Source organism: Pseudomonas marincola, from assembly GCF_900682675.2.
GTDB lineage: Bacteria > Pseudomonadota > Gammaproteobacteria > Pseudomonadales > Pseudomonadaceae > Aquipseudomonas > Aquipseudomonas marincola.
In genome coordinates this window covers 3,049,772-3,067,280 of the sequence record NZ_LR215729.2, presented here as the reverse complement: position 1 = coordinate 3,067,280, position 17,509 = coordinate 3,049,772, and the positions used below count along the sequence as shown (strand labels likewise).

14 protein-coding genes and 4 tRNA genes are annotated in these 17,509 nt (G+C 57.7%); 11 read left to right on the top strand and 7 right to left on the bottom strand.

The window, feature by feature from the left end; all coding sequences use genetic code 11:
* Positions 1 to 31: 31 nt before the first annotated feature.
* From PMYSY11_RS14295 to PMYSY11_RS14285, 3 genes are all read right to left on the bottom strand, one after another.
* A complete protein-coding gene (locus tag PMYSY11_RS14295) occupies positions 32 to 931 on the bottom strand; it encodes an EamA family transporter (protein ID WP_150549578.1) in 900 nt (299 codons plus the stop codon).
* Between the two features lie 67 nt (positions 932 to 998).
* Positions 999 to 2,558 (bottom strand): DHA2 family efflux MFS transporter permease subunit, encoded by a 1,560-nt coding sequence (locus PMYSY11_RS14290; RefSeq protein WP_150549577.1) that lies wholly within the window; start codon positions 2,556 to 2,558, stop codon positions 999 to 1,001.
* Positions 2,548 to 3,597: an HlyD family secretion protein gene (locus tag PMYSY11_RS14285; protein ID WP_069899088.1), complete on the bottom strand. Its 1,050-nt coding sequence runs from the start codon at positions 3,595 to 3,597 to the stop codon at positions 2,548 to 2,550. The genes PMYSY11_RS14290 and PMYSY11_RS14285 overlap by 11 nt, the downstream gene beginning before the upstream one ends.
* 104 nt (positions 3,598 to 3,701) lie before the next feature.
* On the opposite strand from PMYSY11_RS14285, the gene PMYSY11_RS14280 reads away from it, so the two are divergent.
* From PMYSY11_RS14280 to PMYSY11_RS14250, 7 genes are all read left to right on the top strand, one after another.
* Positions 3,702 to 4,622, top strand: a complete 921-nt coding sequence (locus tag PMYSY11_RS14280; RefSeq protein ID WP_069899086.1) for a LysR family transcriptional regulator — start codon at positions 3,702 to 3,704, stop codon at positions 4,620 to 4,622.
* 142 nt (positions 4,623 to 4,764) lie between these two features.
* Positions 4,765 to 6,246, top strand: a complete 1,482-nt coding sequence (gene gltX, locus PMYSY11_RS14275; protein WP_069899084.1) for a glutamate--tRNA ligase — start codon at positions 4,765 to 4,767, stop codon at positions 6,244 to 6,246.
* Between the two features lie 146 nt (positions 6,247 to 6,392).
* A tRNA-Ala gene (locus PMYSY11_RS14270) sits at positions 6,393 to 6,468 on the top strand.
* 64 nt (positions 6,469 to 6,532) lie between these two features.
* A tRNA-Glu gene (locus PMYSY11_RS14265) sits at positions 6,533 to 6,608 on the top strand.
* Between the two features lie 50 nt (positions 6,609 to 6,658).
* A tRNA-Ala gene (locus tag PMYSY11_RS14260) sits at positions 6,659 to 6,734 on the top strand.
* A 77-nt stretch (positions 6,735 to 6,811) separates the two neighbouring features.
* A tRNA-Glu gene (locus tag PMYSY11_RS14255) sits at positions 6,812 to 6,887 on the top strand.
* Between the two features lie 237 nt (positions 6,888 to 7,124).
* A complete protein-coding gene (locus tag PMYSY11_RS14250) occupies positions 7,125 to 7,574 on the top strand; it encodes an acyl-CoA thioesterase (RefSeq protein ID WP_069899082.1) in 450 nt (149 codons plus the stop codon).
* 8 nt (positions 7,575 to 7,582) lie between these two features.
* Here PMYSY11_RS14250 and PMYSY11_RS14245 read toward each other — a convergent pair whose 3' ends face one another.
* Entirely contained in the window at positions 7,583 to 7,972 is a 390-nt protein-coding gene (locus tag PMYSY11_RS14245; RefSeq protein WP_069899080.1) for a hypothetical protein, read from the bottom strand.
* Between the two features lie 142 nt (positions 7,973 to 8,114).
* Between PMYSY11_RS14245 and PMYSY11_RS14240 the strand changes: the two genes are divergently transcribed.
* Positions 8,115 to 9,119: a tRNA dihydrouridine synthase gene (locus PMYSY11_RS14240; RefSeq protein ID WP_150549576.1), complete on the top strand. Its 1,005-nt coding sequence runs from the start codon at positions 8,115 to 8,117 to the stop codon at positions 9,117 to 9,119.
* A gap of 30 nt (positions 9,120 to 9,149) precedes the next feature.
* Here the strand turns inward: PMYSY11_RS14240 and PMYSY11_RS14235 are convergent, their stop codons facing one another.
* Positions 9,150 to 9,899, bottom strand: a complete 750-nt coding sequence (locus PMYSY11_RS14235; protein ID WP_239655488.1) for an SDR family oxidoreductase — start codon at positions 9,897 to 9,899, stop codon at positions 9,150 to 9,152.
* A gap of 197 nt (positions 9,900 to 10,096) precedes the next feature.
* Between PMYSY11_RS14235 and PMYSY11_RS14230 the strand changes: the two genes are divergently transcribed.
* On the top strand, positions 10,097 to 10,543 hold the full coding sequence (locus PMYSY11_RS14230) for an Hsp20 family protein (RefSeq protein WP_069899074.1): 447 nt from the start codon (positions 10,097 to 10,099) through the stop codon (positions 10,541 to 10,543).
* A 68-nt stretch (positions 10,544 to 10,611) separates the two neighbouring features.
* On the opposite strand, the gene PMYSY11_RS14225 is transcribed toward PMYSY11_RS14230, so the two are convergent.
* Together PMYSY11_RS14225 and PMYSY11_RS14220 are read right to left on the bottom strand one after the other, a co-directional pair.
* Positions 10,612 to 14,277 (bottom strand): sensor domain-containing protein, encoded by a 3,666-nt coding sequence (locus PMYSY11_RS14225; RefSeq protein ID WP_150549575.1) that lies wholly within the window; start codon positions 14,275 to 14,277, stop codon positions 10,612 to 10,614.
* Between the two features lie 119 nt (positions 14,278 to 14,396).
* Complete coding sequence (locus PMYSY11_RS14220; RefSeq protein WP_090508636.1) at positions 14,397 to 15,278, bottom strand: LysR family transcriptional regulator; 882 nt, start codon at positions 15,276 to 15,278, stop codon at positions 14,397 to 14,399.
* 134 nt (positions 15,279 to 15,412) lie between these two features.
* On the opposite strand from PMYSY11_RS14220, the gene leuC reads away from it, so the two are divergent.
* Both leuC and leuD read left to right on the top strand, forming a co-directional pair.
* A complete protein-coding gene (gene leuC / locus PMYSY11_RS14215; RefSeq protein WP_069899069.1) occupies positions 15,413 to 16,840 on the top strand; it encodes a 3-isopropylmalate dehydratase large subunit in 1,428 nt (475 codons plus the stop codon).
* A 10-nt stretch (positions 16,841 to 16,850) separates the two neighbouring features.
* Entirely contained in the window at positions 16,851 to 17,495 is a 645-nt protein-coding gene (gene leuD, locus PMYSY11_RS14210; RefSeq protein ID WP_150549574.1) for a 3-isopropylmalate dehydratase small subunit, read from the top strand.
* The last annotated feature ends 14 nt before the right edge of the window (positions 17,496 to 17,509 follow it).

The following is a 17,509-nucleotide window of genomic DNA, read 5'->3' as shown; positions in this document are numbered from 1 at the left end:
CTCGCCTGACAGCCGCTATGCGCTGCGGCTGTCAGCGCCTGCCGAGAATGATCAGCATCACCCCGCCCAACGTGATGACGCAAGCGAGCATGGCCAGTGCGCTGAGTTGCTCGCCCAGCAGCAGATAGCCAAGCAACAGCGCCACTACCGGATTGATGAAGGCAAAGGTCGATACCAGGCTCGGGCGTACTTCGCGCAGCAGCCAGAAGTAGGCAGGATAAACGCCCAGGCTGACCGGCAGCACCAGATACGCCATCCACAACCATGACTGTTGGCTCAACCCGGCCAAATCGAGGTGTTGCCAGTCGCCATGCAGCACGCCAAACAAGCCTAGCAGCACCGCACCCACCAGCATTTGCAGGCTCAAGCCGAGCCAGCTGGAGCGAAACGCCGGTCTTTTGCGCAACATCCACACGCCGCATGCCCAGATCAGCGTGGCGCTGACGACAACCAGACCGGCAAACAACTGCGGCCCCGATGCGCTGGTCTCAAGACCATTGCTCATCAGCAACACAATGCCGGTGCACGCAATGGCCAACCCGAACAGTACCCAGACTGGCGGGCGCTCTCCGAGTACCCATTCCAGCGCCACACTCCAAAGCGGCAAGGTGGTGTAGAGCATCGCCACCATGCCGGTCGGCAAGAACTGGTTGGCGTAAATCAATGCGCCCTGACCGACTGCAATCAGCGCCAGACCGCCGATGAAGACCCCGCCGAGATCGCTGCGTTGCAGCTGCAATTGGCCGCTGAGAACGACCCAGATAAACGCCAGGCTGCCTGCCAGCGTAAAACGCAGGCAACCCAACACGAATGGCGGCAGTTCTTTGAGCAGGAAATGATTGGCCAGGTAGGTTGTACCCCAGCCCAGATAAATGACGGCGAACGCGCCGATCAGCAGCAGGCTGCGCGCGCGGGGAGTTGCAGTGGGCATGATTGACCTAAAACAAGCGCGCGCCCAAGTGGGCGCGCTGGTTAAAAGTAGCTCCGGGCCTGCGCCGTCAGTGGGCGGCGGCTGCCGTTGAATTGGTGGCGGCTTTGGGCAGGCTTTTGGTCAGCAGCACCGCGGTCATGCTGACGCACAGGGCAATACCAATCCAATGGAAGGCGTCATTGTAGGCCATTATCGCGGCTTGCTGGTGGGTGATCTGGCTGATCTGCGCCAAGGCGGCCTGTTCGCTGCCCAGCTTGCTGGTGAGCATCGCAATGCGCTCGGCCACTTGCGGGTTGGTCGGCACCAGTGCTTCACGCAAGTAGTCGAAATAGACTTTCGCGCGGCTGTCGAGCAGCGTGGCGAGCAGGGCAATGCCGATTGCACCACCGAGGTTGCGCAGAATGTTGAACAGACTTGAGGCCGAGCCGGCATCTTCGGCGCGAATATAGGCGGTGGCAATCAGCGATACCGTGACCATCACCATCGGTTGGCCAAGGGCGCGGACCAGTTGGATGTGGTTGAACTGCTCGCCGGCGAAATCCGGATTGAGTGTGCCGGAAAAAAAGCTCGCCGCGCCGAACAGGCCAAAGCCCAGAGCGCAGAGGATTTTCGGGGTGATGAACTTCATCAGTTTGGGAATTAGCGGAATCAGGAACAGCTGGGGAATACCCATCCACATGATCACTTCGCCAATTTGCAGCGCGTTGTAGTTCTGTATCTGCGCCAGATACAGCGGCAAAACGTAGATCGAGCCATACAGGCCCATACCGAGGCCGACGCTGGAGATGCTGGTGAGGCCAAAATTGCGCTCACCGAGCACACGCAGGTTGATCAGCGGGTTGGGCTTGGAGAACTGCAAAATTACAAACGCGATCAGGCTGATGCTGGCGGTAGCGCCCAAACCTGCAATCAAGCTGGATTCCAGCCAGTCTTTGCGGTGACCTTCTTCAAGGAATACCTGCAAACAACCGAGCCCGATGGCCATGGTGACGATGCCGGCATAATCGGTGCTTTTCAGCAGTTCCCAATGCGGCGCTTTCTTTTCCAGGCCGTACATCAAGCCTGCAATCATCAACAGGCCAGGCGGCACGTTGATGTAGAAGATGTATTCCCAGCCGAAGTTCTCGGTCAGCCAGCCGCCGAGTGTCGGCCCGATGGAGGGCGCAAAGGTCGCGGTCATGGCAAACAGCGCCATGCCTTTGGCGCGGTGATGTTCCGGTAGTTTGATCAGGGTCATGGTGAAGGCGAGCGGGATCAGCGCGCCGCCGGTAAACCCCTGCATGGCGCGGAACACGATCATGCTTTCGAGGTTCCACGCCATCGAGCAAAGCAGGGACGAGAACAGGAAGCCGATTGACACCCAGATGGCCAGACGCCGCGCCGAGAGCAATTGCATCAGCCAGGCCGTGAGCGGGATCATGATGATCTCGGCCACCAGATACGAGGTGGAAATCCACGAGCCTTCTTCCAGCGTGGCTGCCAGTGCGCCCTGAATGTCTTTGAGCGAGGAGTTGGTAATCTGAATGTCCAGCACCGCCATAAACGCGCCGAGCATCACACTCATTACCGCAATCCAGTCACGCCTGCTCGGCTCGCCGGTAGGGCGAACCAGCTGATCACCCGCCATGTTGCACGTCTGCCTTGATGTCTACTTTGACTTCAACGGACATGCCGGGGCGGATTTTGCCTTGCAGCGGATTGTGTGCAGCGAACGTCAGCTTTACCGGAATGCGCTGCACAACCTTGGTGAAGTTACCGGTGGCGTTGTCTGGCGGTAACAGGCTGAACTGAGCGCCGGAAGCGGCAAACAGGCTTTGTACCGTGGCTTCGATCGGCGTATCGGGGAAACTGTCGAACACCAGTTCGGCCTGCTGGCCAACCTGCATGTGACCAATCTGGGTTTCCTTGAAGTTGGCCTGCACCCAGATGTCGAGATCCGGGACGATCGACAGCAGATAGCCGCCCACTTGAGTGTATTGGCCGTTGCGCGCTGCCCGCTGGCCGATAAAGCCGCTGATGGGGGCGTAGATCTTAGTGCGTTTGAGGTCGAGTTCGGCTTTTGCGATGTCGGCGCGGGCGCTGGAGATTTGTGCGTTGAGGCTCTTGATCTCGGCTTGCAGGGTATTCACCTGCTGGCGCTGGGCTTGCAGGTCTGCCTGGGCCTTGGTGACTTGTGAGCTGGCAATGCGCTGGTCGGCGTCGAGTGTGGTGACCCGTTCCTCAGAAACATAACCAGGCTTGCGCAAGGTTTTGGCGCGGGACAAGTCGACTTTGGCGCGGCTCAGCGAGGCTTGCGTCGAGGCCACCTCGGCAGCGCTGGCAGCGATCATGCTCGACTGCTGGCTGAGTGTGCTCTGGGTTTGCGCCAATTGTGCTTCGCGGGTTGCAAGGGCGGCGCGGGCGCGGGTGAGGGCAAGTTCGAAATCGCTGGAATCAAGCTCGGCCAGTAGTTGGCCTTTTTCGACGTGCTGATTGTCTTTTACCAGTACTTGATCAATGCGTGCGTTGAGCTGGCTGGAGACGCGGGTGATTTCACCTTGTACATATGCGTTGTCAGTTGACTCGACGTATCGACCAATCAGCAACCAGTGAGCCAGAAGCGCCGCAGCTATCAGGGCAACCAACAATACAAACAGGGATAAGCGACGTTTTAGCTGGGCAGGCATGAACAAACTCAAGTTATAGGTATTAGTTCTTAGAATCTAACAGTGTTCCTTAAGAAGCTGTAGCGGGTAGAATTCAGAAACTTTGTTGCTTATGGGGAACAATAATGGGGCTCGATGATGCTCTGATCTTCACGCGCGTTGTGGAGTGCCACAGTTTTACCCTGGCCGCGAAAGGGTTGGGCATGCAGAAGTCGACAGTCAGTCGGCGTCTGGCGTTGCTAGAGGACCGGTTGGGCGTGCGTCTGCTCAACCGGACCACGCGTAAATTGCGTCTCACCGAGGTGGGCCAAGCTTATTACGACCGTTGCCGGCAGATCATGTTTGATTTCGCTGAGGCTGAGCAGGCGGTCATGCAGTTGCAGCGCGAGCCTTCCGGTTTGCTGCGCATTTCATCGCCGATAGAGTTCGGACAACTGTTTCTGGCGCATGCGATTGGTGCATTCATGCGCCAGTACCCGCAGATCACCGCCGAAGTGGAGTTGACTGCGCGTTATGTCGATCCGGTCGAGGAGGGCGTCGATATCGCCTTGCTGGTCGGTCAGCCGCAAGACTCGACCCTGATTGCCCGCAAGCTGCTGGAAACGCCGAGAAGCCTGTGCGCCAGTCCCGAATATTTGGCCATTCATGGTGTGCCGCAAACGGTGAGTGATTTGGCGTCGCACCGGGCCATCGTGCTCGGTCATGACTCACCGCGCTACTGGCCGCTGCTGGGGCAAAGCATTGCCTGCCACAGCGTGATGACCTGCAACAACATCACCTTCGCCCGCGAGGCCGTGCTTGCCGGTGCCGGGATTGCCGGTTTACCGGACATGATCTGCGCGCAGGCAGTCGCCGAAGGGCGCCTGGTTGAGGTGTTGCCGGAAGCGGAATTGCCCGTGGGTGAGTTGTATGCGGTGTATCCGTCGCGGCGTTTTCAGGCGATGAAGGTCAAAGCCTTTCTCGACTTTCTGATCAATGCGCTGCAAGCGCTTGATGGCTTTGAACTGGAGCCCAAGCCCCCCGGCCTGTTAATATCCAAGCCTTGATTCAGGTTGTTGAGTCCCTGTGCGCGGCTGGCTTGCCGCGCAACGGTTAAGCGCTGCGCTGCTGGCTGTTTCTGGCTGAGCAGGGCGCGCCTCTGTGATTCAACCCATTGCACCTTCTTGCGTTTATCCCTCGAGAGCCGCCATGACCACCGTTCGTACCCGTATTGCGCCATCCCCCACCGGCGATCCGCACGTAGGCACTGCCTATATCGCGTTGTTCAACTTGTGTTTCGCCCGCCAGCATGGCGGCGAATTCATCCTGCGTATCGAAGACACCGATCAGGTGCGTTCAACTCGCGAATCCGAACAGCAGATCTTCGATGCGTTGCGTTGGCTGGGTATTGAGTGGAGCGAAGGCCCGGATGTCGGTGGCCCGCATGGCCCGTATCGGCAGAGCGAGCGTGGGCATATCTACAAGCAATACACCCAGCAGTTGATCGACCAGGGCCACGCATTCAATTGTTTTTGCAGTGCCGAGCGTTTGGACAAGGTCCGTGCTGAACAGATGGAAGCCAAGCAGACGCCACGTTATGACGGCCACTGCATGCACATCTCCAATGCCGAAGCGCAGGCGCGCATCGAAGCCGGTGAGCCACATGTTGTGCGCATGAAAGTGCCGACTGAAGGCGTGTGCGTGGTGCCTGACATGCTCCGTGGCGAAGTCGAGATTCCGTGGGACCGCATGGACATGCAGGTGCTGATGAAGACCGACGGCCTGCCAACCTACTTCCTCGCCAACGTGGTTGACGACCATCTGATGGGCATCACGCACGTGTTGCGGGGTGAGGAATGGCTGCCATCGGCGCCCAAGCTGATTCTGCTTTATGAATACTTTGGCTGGGAAAAGCCGCAGCTGTGCTACATGCCGCTGCTGCGTAACCCGGACAAGAGCAAGCTCTCGAAGCGCAAGAACCCGACCTCGATCACCTTCTACGAGCGCATGGGCTACCTGCCAGAAGCGATGCTCAATTACCTCGGCCGCATGGGCTGGTCGATGCCGGATGAGCGCGAGAAATTCTCGCTGGACGAGATGATCGCCAACTTCGACATTCAGCGGGTTTCGCTGGGCGGGCCAATCTTCGATCTGGAGAAGCTGTCCTGGCTCAATGGCCAGTGGATGCGTGAGCTGAGTGTCGAGGACTTTGCGGCAGGCGCGCAGAAGTGGGCCTTCAACTCCGATTACATGATGCAGATTGCCCCGCACGTTCAGGGCCGCGTCGAGACGTTCAGCCAGATTGCGCCGCTGGCAGGTTTCTTCTTCTCGGGCGGGCTTAATCTGGATGCCAAGCTGTTCGAGCACAAGAAACTCTCAAACGATCAGGTGCGTCAGCTTATGCAGTTGATTCTGTGGAAGCTCGAAGCGCTGCGTCAGTGGCAAAAGGACAACATTACGGGCTGCATTCAGGCGGTGGTCGAATCGCTTGAGTTGAAGCTGCGCGATGCCATGCCGCTGATGTTTGCCGCCGTTACCGGCCAGAGCAGCTCGGTTTCTGTACTCGACGCCATGGAAATTCTCGGCCCGGATTTGACTCGCTTCCGCCTGCGTCAGGCAATCGAGTTGCTGGGCGGAGTGTCGAAAAAAGAAAACAAAGAGTGGGAAAAGCTTCTGAGCAACATTGCCTGACAAGGCATGCGGCGCGGAAGGTTTATCGCTGAAACTGCTAAAAGCGGGTAAGTGGTTGTTCTGTCAGCATAAAGAATCTTCAAAAGGTCTAAAATTTTGTTGACAGTAGGCGGGGGCGCACTTAATATGCGCCCCGTCCTTGAGATGGGGCTATAGCTCAGCTGGGAGAGCGCTTGCATGGCATGCAAGAGGTCGACGGTTCGATCCCGTCTAGCTCCACCAATCTCTTTAAAGCCGTAAGGCTTGCCACGATCGGTTCATTGAACGGGTCGAGTTTGAAGGTTTTGTCCCCTTCGTCTAGTGGCCTAGGACACCGCCCTTTCACGGCGGTAACAGGGGTTCGAGTCCCCTAGGGGACGCCATTTTAAAACGCAGTGCCGCAAGGTGTTGTGAGCCGAGAGGCGATAAATCTGGGGGTATAGCTCAGCTGGGAGAGCGCTTGCATGGCATGCAAGAGGTCAACGGTTCGATCCCGTTTATCTCCACCAATTTTTTAGCGGTTCAATTCATTTGATTTGCTAACTGCCACGAGTCAGCGATTAGCTGGCTTGGTTTCGAAGGTTTTGTCCCCTTCGTCTAGTGGCCTAGGACACCGCCCTTTCACGGCGGTAACAGGGGTTCGAGTCCCCTAGGGGACGCCAATTTTTACCCGCTGTGCGGGTTTTTTAAAGGGTCATTCTTAACGGAATGGCCCTTTTGTTTGTCTGCTGTTTTTATCCCCGTACATATCGCAGTTGTGCTGGTACAAGGGCTCTGGCAGTGTTGCGCGTAGGTGCAGGCACATGCCTGTGAAGCTATCGTGTCCATGCAGCGCTCATGCGTAGAGGCCTCTTTGTGGGCCGCAGCGCTGGGCGTGAAGGGCGAGAAGGGAGGCAGGGATGAATTGGGATCTTGATAATCCGTTCGTGATCGATATTGCGGTAACCGCCGATGATATCGACGGTCTGGGGCACGCCAACAACGCGGTGTATATCACGTGGATGGAGCGTTGCGCGTGGCGCCATACGCAGTATCTGGGGCTGGATCTGGTTGAGTACCAGCGCTTGAACCGGGCAATGGCGGTGGTGCGGCACGAGATCGATTACCTGGCCAGTGCCTATGAGAATCAGCAGCTGCAGGTCGCGACGTGGATTGTGGAGTCTGACCAGCGTTTGAAGATGGACCGTCAGTTCCAGATCGTGCGCCCCGAAGACGGCATGACCCTGCTGCGCGGCAAGACCACTTTTGTCTGCATCGAGTTGTCGAGCGGTAAGCCCAAGCGCATGCCGCGCGAGTTTATCGAGGGTTACGGCAAGGCACTGCGCCAGCCTTATCCTCTGGAGTTGTAAGCGCGCGTTTACTGCGTTTCTGGCGCGATGAAGATCGAGTCGTTGGTGACCTTGATCTGGAAGTAGCGCGTTTCTCCCGGCGCAATGATCAGCGACTGGCTGTTGCGCAGATTGAGATTGCCGCAGTAGCCGGCAGGTGAGGTCATCATCAGGATGTTTTGCTCGCCGGCTTCAATGTTCAGCGTCACCGATTCGCCGATGCCCAGTTCGGCGCCGTGCAAACCGCCGACCAGAATGGCTACGTCGCAGGCTGTGGGCGCATTTCGGTCGCGACTGAATACGACGTGCGCAGCTTTGTTGGGCATGGGTTTCAGGCCAGGTTGCTCGAATATTTGGGCGCCGTCAGCCGTGCTGACCATCAGGGTGAGCAGGCATACAGGCAGCAGCGATAAACGCATAAATATCCTCCGGGATCAGCGTCGGGTTAGTGTGCAGCATTCGCTTCGATAAGTCCGTGGAATTGATCCGCAGAGTTGTCATTTAACGCAATACGCCCCTGCTGCGCAGTGCAAGGCGCGACAGGTTCTTGAGAGTACAGTTATGCAAATCGCTTTGGCGCCCATGGAGGGGTTGGTTGACGATATTCTGCGCGATGTGCTGACGCGCGTCGGGGGTATCGACTGGTGTGTGACTGAATTCATTCGTGTCACGGAGCGCCTGTTGCCGGAGGCGACCTTCTACAAGCTCGCCTCAGAATTGCACAACGGCTCGCGCACTGCAGCGGGTACTCAGTTGCGGGTGCAATTGTTGGGCTCCGATCCCAAATGCCTGGCTGATAACGCCGCGCTGGCTTGCGAGTTGGGTGCTCCGGTGATCGACCTGAACTTCGGCTGCCCAGCCAAGACTGTCAATAAATCCCGTGGCGGTGCGGTGCTGCTGAAAGAGCCGGAGCTGCTTTACGAGATCTTGTGCGAGGTGCGTAAAACCGTGCCTGCGAATATTCCGGTCACCGCCAAGATGCGCCTTGGTTTCGAGCACAAGGATGGCGCTATGGACTGCGCGCGTGCCCTCGCCGAGGGTGGCGCCGAACAGCTCGTTGTTCACGCCCGCACCAAGGTCGAAGGCTACAAACCTCCGGCGCATTGGGAATGGGTGGCGCGCGTGCAGGATGTCGTGAGCGTGGCGGTGTTTGCCAATGGCGAAGTCTGGAATCTTGAAGACTGGCAGCGCTGCCGTGAGATCAGTGGTGTTGATAACATCATGCTGGGTCGCGGGCTCGTTGCGCGTCCGGATTTGGCCCGGCAGATTTCTCAGGTGCGCGCGGGCCTGCCTGTCACCGAAATGAGCTGGGCCGAGTTCATGCCGTTACTCACCGATTTCTGGGTGCAGGCGCGCTACAAGATGACCCAGCGCTCGGCGCCGGGGCGACTCAAGCAATGGCTGGCGTTGCTGACCAAAACCTATCCCGAAGCTGTCGAGCTGTTCAACGTGTTGCGCCGCGAGACGGACTGCGAGCGCATCGATCAGTTGTTCGCGGTACAGCTCGACCGCGAACGCTTCCTGCACGCGCAGCATGCCCTGCAAGTCCAGGCGCAATGTGCATAGAGCCTTGAGTCGTCACGTTTTCGGCGATTTCTAGCGCCCGCCGGCTACGTCGAGTAACGCCCCGCTGGTGTAGGACGCCGCATCGCTGGCCAGCCACAAAATTGCCTCGGCGATTTCTTCGGGTTGGCCGCCGCGCTGCATCGGGATGCTCTTGCTGACTCGCTCAACGCGTCCCGGCTCGCCGCCGCTGGCATGAATCTCGGTGTCGATCACGCCGGGGCGAACAGCATTGACCCGAATGCCGTCAGCGGCCAGTTCTTTGGCCAGGCCCACGGTCATGCTGTCAATCGCGCCCTTGGCGGCGGCATAGTCGATGTATTCCTCTGGTGCGCCAAGTTTGGCGGCGATTGACGACAGGTTGATGATCGCGCCGCCATTACCGCCACGGCGTTTCGACATGCGTTGGATGGCTTGGCGTGCGCAGTAAAAACTGCCGTAAACATTGGCGGCAAACACCCGCTGCAGGCGCGCGCCGTCGATCGCTTCGAGGCGGCTTTGCGATTCCAGCATGCCCGCGTTGTTGACCAGTACATCCAGCCGCGAGAACTGCTGATCGAACTGTACGAACAGCTCCGCAACTTGGTTCTCGTCACTGATATCAGCCTGGATGGCAAATGCTTCGCCGCCGTCTGCGCGGATCTCAGCAACCAGTTGTGTTGCTGCGTCCTGCTGTTGCCGGAAGTTGATGCACACGGCGTAACCCCGCGCGGCGGCGAGCCTTGCAGTGGCGGCGCCAATGCCGCGACTGGCCCCGGTAATCAACATGACTTTGCTGTGCATGAAGCCTCCTTGTGCGGTTAAGTGAGCAAACAGTCTAGGTAAAAAATTTTACAACCGACTCTTGAAAATGATTTTGCCGTCCACATTTTTATTCCTGAGAGATGCCGAAGTCGGGTCTCGTCAGCTTGCACCAAAGCCACTTTCTAGTGGGTGCAAGCGGTTAATTGAACACCCTCGCTGAATATCAGGAGAAACACATGAGTACTGCATTTTCCATGACCCCGCTGCTGCGTCAGTCCGTTGGCTTTGACCGCTTCAATGATTTGTTTGAGTCGGCCATGCGCAATGAAGGCGGGAGCAGCTACCCACCGTACAACGTTGAAAAGCACGGTGAAGATCAATACCGAATTGTGGTTGCCGCAGCCGGTTTTCAAGATGAAGACCTTGAGTTGCAGGTAGAGCGCAGCGTGCTGACTGTAACCGGTGGCAAGCGTGAAGCACCAACCGAAAGTGTCAGCTACCTGTATCAGGGCATTGCCCAACGGGCTTTCAAGTTGTCGTTCCGTCTCGCGGACCACATTGAAGTGCGCTCGGCGAGCCTGATCAACGGCTTGCTTAATATTGACCTGGTACGTGTTGTGCCAGAAGAAGCCAAGCCCAAGCGCATCGCCATCAACAGTGCGACTCAAGCGCTGAACAGCTAAGCGTCTGAGGCACTCAGCCAAAGCAGCGCCCCCGCATTGTCGGGGGCGTTTTCGTGAGAGGCGTTTGCTTAGTGAATCAGCGGGTTTTGCGCGTCGCGTAACAGCTGGCGGAATGCGTCGAGTGGCAGTGGCTTGCTGAACAGGTAACCTTGATACAGGTTGCAGTTCTGCTTGAGCAGGAAGTCAAGCTGCTCCTGTTCTTCAACGCCTTCGGCAATCAGGGTCAGCTCCAGGCTGTGAGCCATGGCAATAATGGCGCGAATAATTTCTGCATCGTTCGGGTCGCTGGTCGAATCCTGAATGAACGACTTGTCGATTTTGATCACGTCAACCGGCAGCTTTTTGAGGTAGGTCAGCGAGCTGTAGCCGGTGCCGAAGTCATCCATTGCGAAGCTGATGCCCAGCTTCTTGAGCTTATTCATCTTGGCGATCGCGTCTTCGATATTCTGAATCACAATCCCTTCGGTAATCTCCAGCTTGAGCATCGGCAAGCTGCTTTGGCGCAGGCAGTTCTCGACACGCTGGACGAAGTCTTTCTGGCGGAATTGGCGGGGGCTGATGTTTACGCAGAGGCTGAAGTTCTCGGGCGCGATCAGGCCTTCATCGATCAACGCCACGCAGCTGGCGCAGGCCTCGTTGAGAACCCAGCTGCCCACTTCGAGAATCAACCCGCTTTCTTCGAGAATGTGAATGAACCGGGCAGGGGACTGAGCGCCCAGTACCGGATGATTCCAGCGTAGCAATGCTTCCGCGCCAATGATCTGGTTGGTTAGTGCGTCCACCTGCGGCTGGAAGTACAGCTCGAACTCGGAGCGCTGCAAGGCCAGACGCAAGTCGCTTTCAAGGCGCAGGCGTTCGCTGGCAACTTCCTGCATGGAGGCGTCGAACATTTGCACGGTGTCACGCCCCAGGTCTTTGGCGCGATAGAGGGCAATGTCGGCACGCTTGAGCAGATCGGCCGGGGTCTGGCCATGATCCGGAATCAGCGCCATGCCGATGCTGGGTGTGACCTGCAGCCGGTGCCCGTCAATCAGCATCGGTTCGGCCAGCAGAGAGCGGAAACCATCGGCCAGACGATAAACCAGCTCGGTTACGCGGCTCATATCGCCTTCCAGGCCAGACAACAAAATCACGAACTCATCACCACCGAGTCGCGCTACTGTGTCTTCCATGCGCACGCTGGCTTCAAGGCGCGCAGTGGCCATTTTCAGCACGCTGTCGCCAACCGGATGGCCGAGAGAGTCGTTGATGTGCTTGAAATGATCAAGGTCGAGAAACAGCAGGGCGCCCCGCAAGTCATGGCGTTTGAGCAGGGCAATTTGCTGGCTCAGGCGATCCATCAGCAAGGCGCGGTTGGGTAAGTTGGTCAGCGAGTCGTGGTAAGCCAGATGCTGGACCTGAGCCTGCGCTTCCTTGAGCTCGGAAAGGTCGCGCACCGTCATCAGCAGGCAAGGCACATTGTTCAGCTCGATAGTCTGAACCGAGATGTCGACCGGAATGATGTTGCCGTCACGATGGCGGCAGCGCATTTCCATGTGCACAGTGCTGCGCGCGTTCTGGATTCTGTCGAGCACGCGTTGACGCTCTGCCTGACTTTCCCAGATATTAATATCGTTGGCGGTTAGGCCAATAATATCTTCACTGCGATGGCCGGTCAGGCGGTGGAAGCCCTCGTTTACTTCGATGTAGCGACCGGTCGCACGCTCGGTAATGGTGATGGCGTCCGGGCTTGAGTGGAATGCTTTGGCAAACTTGTCCTGGCTGGCCTCAAGCGCTGCTTCTGCGGCCTGTTGATCGGTAATGTCGCGGAATGTGGTGGTGATGCATTCATGTTGGTCGACGGTGATCAGTCGGCTCGACAGAATGCAGGTCAACTCTTTGCCTGAACGGGTGATGAACTGAACGACTTCGTTGTTCAGCTCATGGTCGCGCATGAATCGCTCATGCAGTTCAATGCGTTGATCAGGGCTGCGCCAGATTTTCAGGTCGGTACTTTTGCTACCAATCAGCTCGGCCTGACTCCAGCCAAAGGTCCTGCAAAAACTGGGGTTGACCTCAATCATGGTGCCATCTTCCGCCCGCGATACGCAGATCGGCTCCGGGCTTGCCTGGAACAGTGCGGAGTATTTCTCCTCTGATGCAGCGAGCGTCTGCTCGCGCAACGTGCGCTCGGTAACATCCATTACCACGCCGGTCAGGCGCAGCGGATTGCCAGCGGCGTCGCGGCTGAGTTGGGCGATGCATTCCAGATAACGCGTGGAGCTGTCGGGCAGTTGCGAGCGGTAGGTCAGTTGATAGGTCGGCTGATCGCTCGCCAGCAACGCGCGATAGTCCTGGTACATGCGTTGTTGGTCTTGGGCATGGACGTGCGAGAAGAATGTGCTGAACGGACCCTGGTATTCCTCTGCCGGGAGGCCGTGCAGCATCGCGGCGCGTTGTGAGCCAAACAGGGTTTTATTCGGAATATGCCAGTCCCAGGTCCCAAGGTTGGCCGAGTCCAGCGCCAGGTCAAGACGCGCCTGGCTGTCTTTGAGGGCGCGTTCCTGGCTTTTTTGCCGGCTGATATCGCGAATGGTCAATATCAGGCAGTCGTGATTGTTCAGCTCGATTTCATCGCCGAACAACAGCTTGGTGCTCGGCTTGCCTTGTTTGTCGCATAGCTCGACCTCGAACTCTTGCAGGCTGTTCGCCTCAAGTGCTTCGATCATTCTCATGCGGTCTTGTGGGTGCTGCCAGACGCCGAGTTGGCTGGCTGTTTTGCCGATGGCATTGGCGTTGCTCCAGCCGAACTGGCGCTCGAAACTCGGGTTCACCTGAATCAGTTTGCCGCTGTATTTCTCGCTGATAACCACCGCGTCCGGGCTGTACTGAAACGCCTTGGCGAACTTCTCCTCACTGAAACGCAGCGCTTGTTCGGTGCGCTTTTTTTCGCAGGTGTCAGTGAAGGTGCAAAGCACGTAGTCGACCTGATCAATCTCGATCAGTTGAACACTGAGAATGCCATCAGTCAGGCTGCCATCGCGGCGGCGCAGGGTGACATTCTTGCTCAGCGGCTCGAGGGTGGACTCAAGTGCGGTGCGCAGCGTGTCGCGGTCATTGGGTTCGGTCCAGATATTCGCGTCAAAAGTGGACTTGCCGCATATCTCCGGGCTCGACCAGCCAAAGCTGTTTTCAAAGTGCTGGTTGACCGCGGTAATGATCGAGTCAGCTTTGCGCACCAGTGCGACTGAGTCCGGGCTCAGCTGAAACAGGCTGTCAAAACTTCTCGAGGATTCAGCCAGTGCATGCGCCTGTTCCTGCTGACAGGTGATGTCACGCACAACGCCGTAAAGCGCGATTTGATCCTCGTCGCGTTTCAGGCTGGCGTTGATCTCCAGCCAGTGCAGGCTGCCATCGGGCCACATGATCCGGTGGCGCATGGTCTGCTCGCTGAGATTACCCCGGCAGATATCAGTAAACAGGGCTCTGATTTGTTTGTGGTCCGCCTGCGGCACCAGGCTGAAGTAGTCGATTCGTTTGCGTGGTTGCTTGTCGGTGTCAATCCCGAAGATCGCCTGTGAGGCGCGCGAACCGGTGATCCGGCCGCTGTTTACGTGCCAGTGCCACGCACCCATGCGTGCGCCATTCAGCGCCTTGAGCAGGTGCGGAAATTGTTCCCAGGTACTCTCGAACTCGCCGTCATCCAGTGGCTCAAGGAAGGGGTCCGGGTATTCGATATCGGGGCGGTTGCTCATAGACCGCCTTTCACAGGGGAGTTGTGCTGCCCAGTTTGCCGAAGGAAGAGAGGGTGTTTGGGCATATGCACCAATTTATTGTTCACAGATTTTAGCAACGTTAGCTGTTCGCTGAATGATTATGCAACACCGTCCCGCTGGGCATCGAGAAGATTCATGAAAGCCTGCGCCGCGTTGGAACGGGTGCGCTCGGTGTGCAGGATGTAGCCTAGTTTTCGGGTTAACTGGATACCCGGCAGCGGTAAGCGTGTCACCTGATCATCTAGCATCGTGCGCGGCAGTACGCTCCAGGCCAACCCAATAGAAACCATCATTTTGATTGTCTCCAGGTAATTGGTGCTCATGGCGATGTTTGGGGTCAGGCCCTCAGCTTCAAACAGGCGCCGGACAATGTGATGAGTGAAGGTATTTTCGCCCGGAAATACCGCCGGAATATCTGCTATATCGGCAAGAGTGATCGCGGGTTTAGCGGCAAGTGGATGTTCGGGCGCTGCGACGAAATCGAGAGGGTCGTCCCAGACCGGAACAGCCTGCACGGGCGCCTGCGTTTCCGGGGCCAGAGTGATGACCGCCACTTCTGCGCGGCCGTGCAGAATTTCCTCGTATGCGACCTCGGAGTCGAGAAACTGAATATCCAGCGCGACTTTCGGGTGGCTGCGGGTAAAAGCCCTTAATAGAGGCGGCAAGCGGTGCAAACCGATGTGGTGACTGGTGGCGAGAGTCAGGCGACCGCTGATCTCGCCGCTCAGGTTGGTCAGGGCGCGGCGCGTGTCTTCCAGTACGTTGAGTATCTGGTAGGCGCGTGGCAGCAGGGCCCGGCCGGCCTCGGTCAGGCTCACCTCACGGCCCAGGCGATCAAACAAGCGCACCTTGAGTTGCTGCTCCAGGCTGGCAATGCGCTTGCTCACGGCGGGCTGGGTTAAATGCAGGCGCTCGGCAGCCTCGGAGAAGCTGCCCGATTCGGCAATGGCGATAAAGGCATTAAGCGCGGCCAGGTCCATTCAGGTATTCCTGCTAGTAATCCAATCGATGAAAAATATGAATTTGAGTAATTTAAACCAACCCCATAAAATTGGCCACATAAGCTAAAGGGATACTCCTGAAGCACAGAAATATGCTGATGAGGAACACGCTGATGGCCGGCAAAACGCTTTACGACAAACTCTGGGAAATGCACGAGGTAAAACGCCGTGACGATGGTTCGTCGCTGATCTACATCGACCGCCATATCCTTCACGAAGTGACCTCTCCGCAGGCCTTCGAGGGTTTGCGTCTGGCTGGCCGCAAGCCGTGGCGCATCGATGCCAACATCGCCACGCCGGACCACAACGTGCCAACCACCAAGGCCGAGCGTCAGGGCGGTCTTGAGGCGATTGCCGACGAAGTGTCGCGCATTCAGGTGCAAACACTGGATGAGAACTGTGACGATTTCGGGATTCTTGAATTCAAGATGAACGACATTCGCCAGGGCATCGTTCACGTTGTAGGCCCGGAGCAGGGCGCGACCCTGCCAGGCATGACTGTGGTTTGTGGTGACTCGCACACTTCGACTCACGGTGCCTTCGGCGCATTGGCGCACGGTATCGGTACCTCGGAAGTCGAGCACGTGCTGGCCACACAGTGTTTAGTCGCGAAAAAAATGAAGAACATGCAGGTGCGCGTTGAAGGCAAATTGCCGTTCGGCGTTACCGCTAAAGACATCGTGTTGGCCGTGATCGGCAAAATCGGCACCGCGGGTGGCAATGGTCACGCCTTGGAATTTGCCGGCAGCGCTATCCGCGACTTGTCGCTGGAAGGCCGCATGACCATCTGCAACATGTCGATCGAGGCGGGTGCCCGCGTCGGTATGGTGGCGGTCGACGACAAGACCATCGAGTACGTTCAGGGTCGTCCATTCGCGCCACAGGGCGCGCAGTGGGAGCAGGCCGTGGCGCAGTGGCGCGATCTGGTCTCCGACGCCGACGCTCACTTCGACACCGTGGTTGAGTTGCGCGCCGAAGACATCAAGCCGCAAGTCAGCTGGGGCACTTCGCCGGAAATGGTCTTGGCTGTTGATCAGAATGTGCCGGACCCGGCAGTTGAAGCTGATCTGGTCAAGCGTGACTCGATCACCCGTGCGCTGAAGTACATGGGTTTGACCGCCAATCAGGCGATTACCGATATCCAGCTTGATCGCGTGTTCATCGGTTCATGCACCAACTCGCGCATTGAAGATTTGCGCGCCGCCGCTGAAGTGGCCAAGGGCCGCAAGGTTGCCGCCACCATCAAGCAGGCGATGGTGGTGCCAGGTTCGGGTCTGGTCAAACAGCAGGCCGAGCAGGAAGGTCTGGACAAGATTTTCATCGAGGCAGGCTTTGAATGGCGTGAGCCGGGCTGCTCGATGTGTCTGGCGATGAACCCGGACAAACTCGGCAGCGGCGAGCATTGCGCATCGACCTCCAACCGTAACTTTGAAGGCCGTCAGGGCGCCGGTGGACGCACCCATCTGGTGAGCCCGGCGATGGCTGCAGCGGCGGCCGTGACCGGTCGTTTTGTTGATGTTCGTGAATTGATTCAGGCCTGAGGAGACCGACATGAGAGCTTTTACCCAACACACCGGTCTTGTCGCGCCGTTGGATCGTGCCAACGTGGATACCGATCAGATCATTCCCAAGCAGTTCTTGAAGTCGATCAAGCGGACTGGCTTCGGCCCGAACCTGTTCGATGAGTGGCGCTATCTGGATGTCGGGCAGCCGAACCAGGACAGCTCGCAGCGTCCGGTGAATGAGGATTTCGTGCTCAACTTCCCGCGTTATCAAGGTGCCAGCGTATTGCTTGCACGCGAGAACTTCGGTTGTGGTTCCAGCCGCGAGCACGCGCCTTGGGCTTTGGAAGAGTACGGTTTCCGGACCATTCTGGCGTCCAGCTTTGCCGATATTTTCTACAACAACAGCTTCAAGAACGGCTTGCTGCCGATCATCCTTGAAGAGTCCGAAATGGATGAGTTGTTTGAGCAGGCTGAAGCCACTGAAGGCTACGAGTTGACCGTTGACCTCGCGGCGCAGAAAGTCACGCGCCCCGATGGCAAGCAATACAGCTTTGAAGTCGATGCGTTCCGCAAGCACTGCCTGCTTAACGGCCTGGATGACATTGGCCTGACCTTGCAGGATGCTGAGGCTATTCGCGACTTCGAGGCCGGTTATAAGCAGAAGCAGCCGTGGTTGTTTCGCGACGCCTGAGCCTTACAACAACC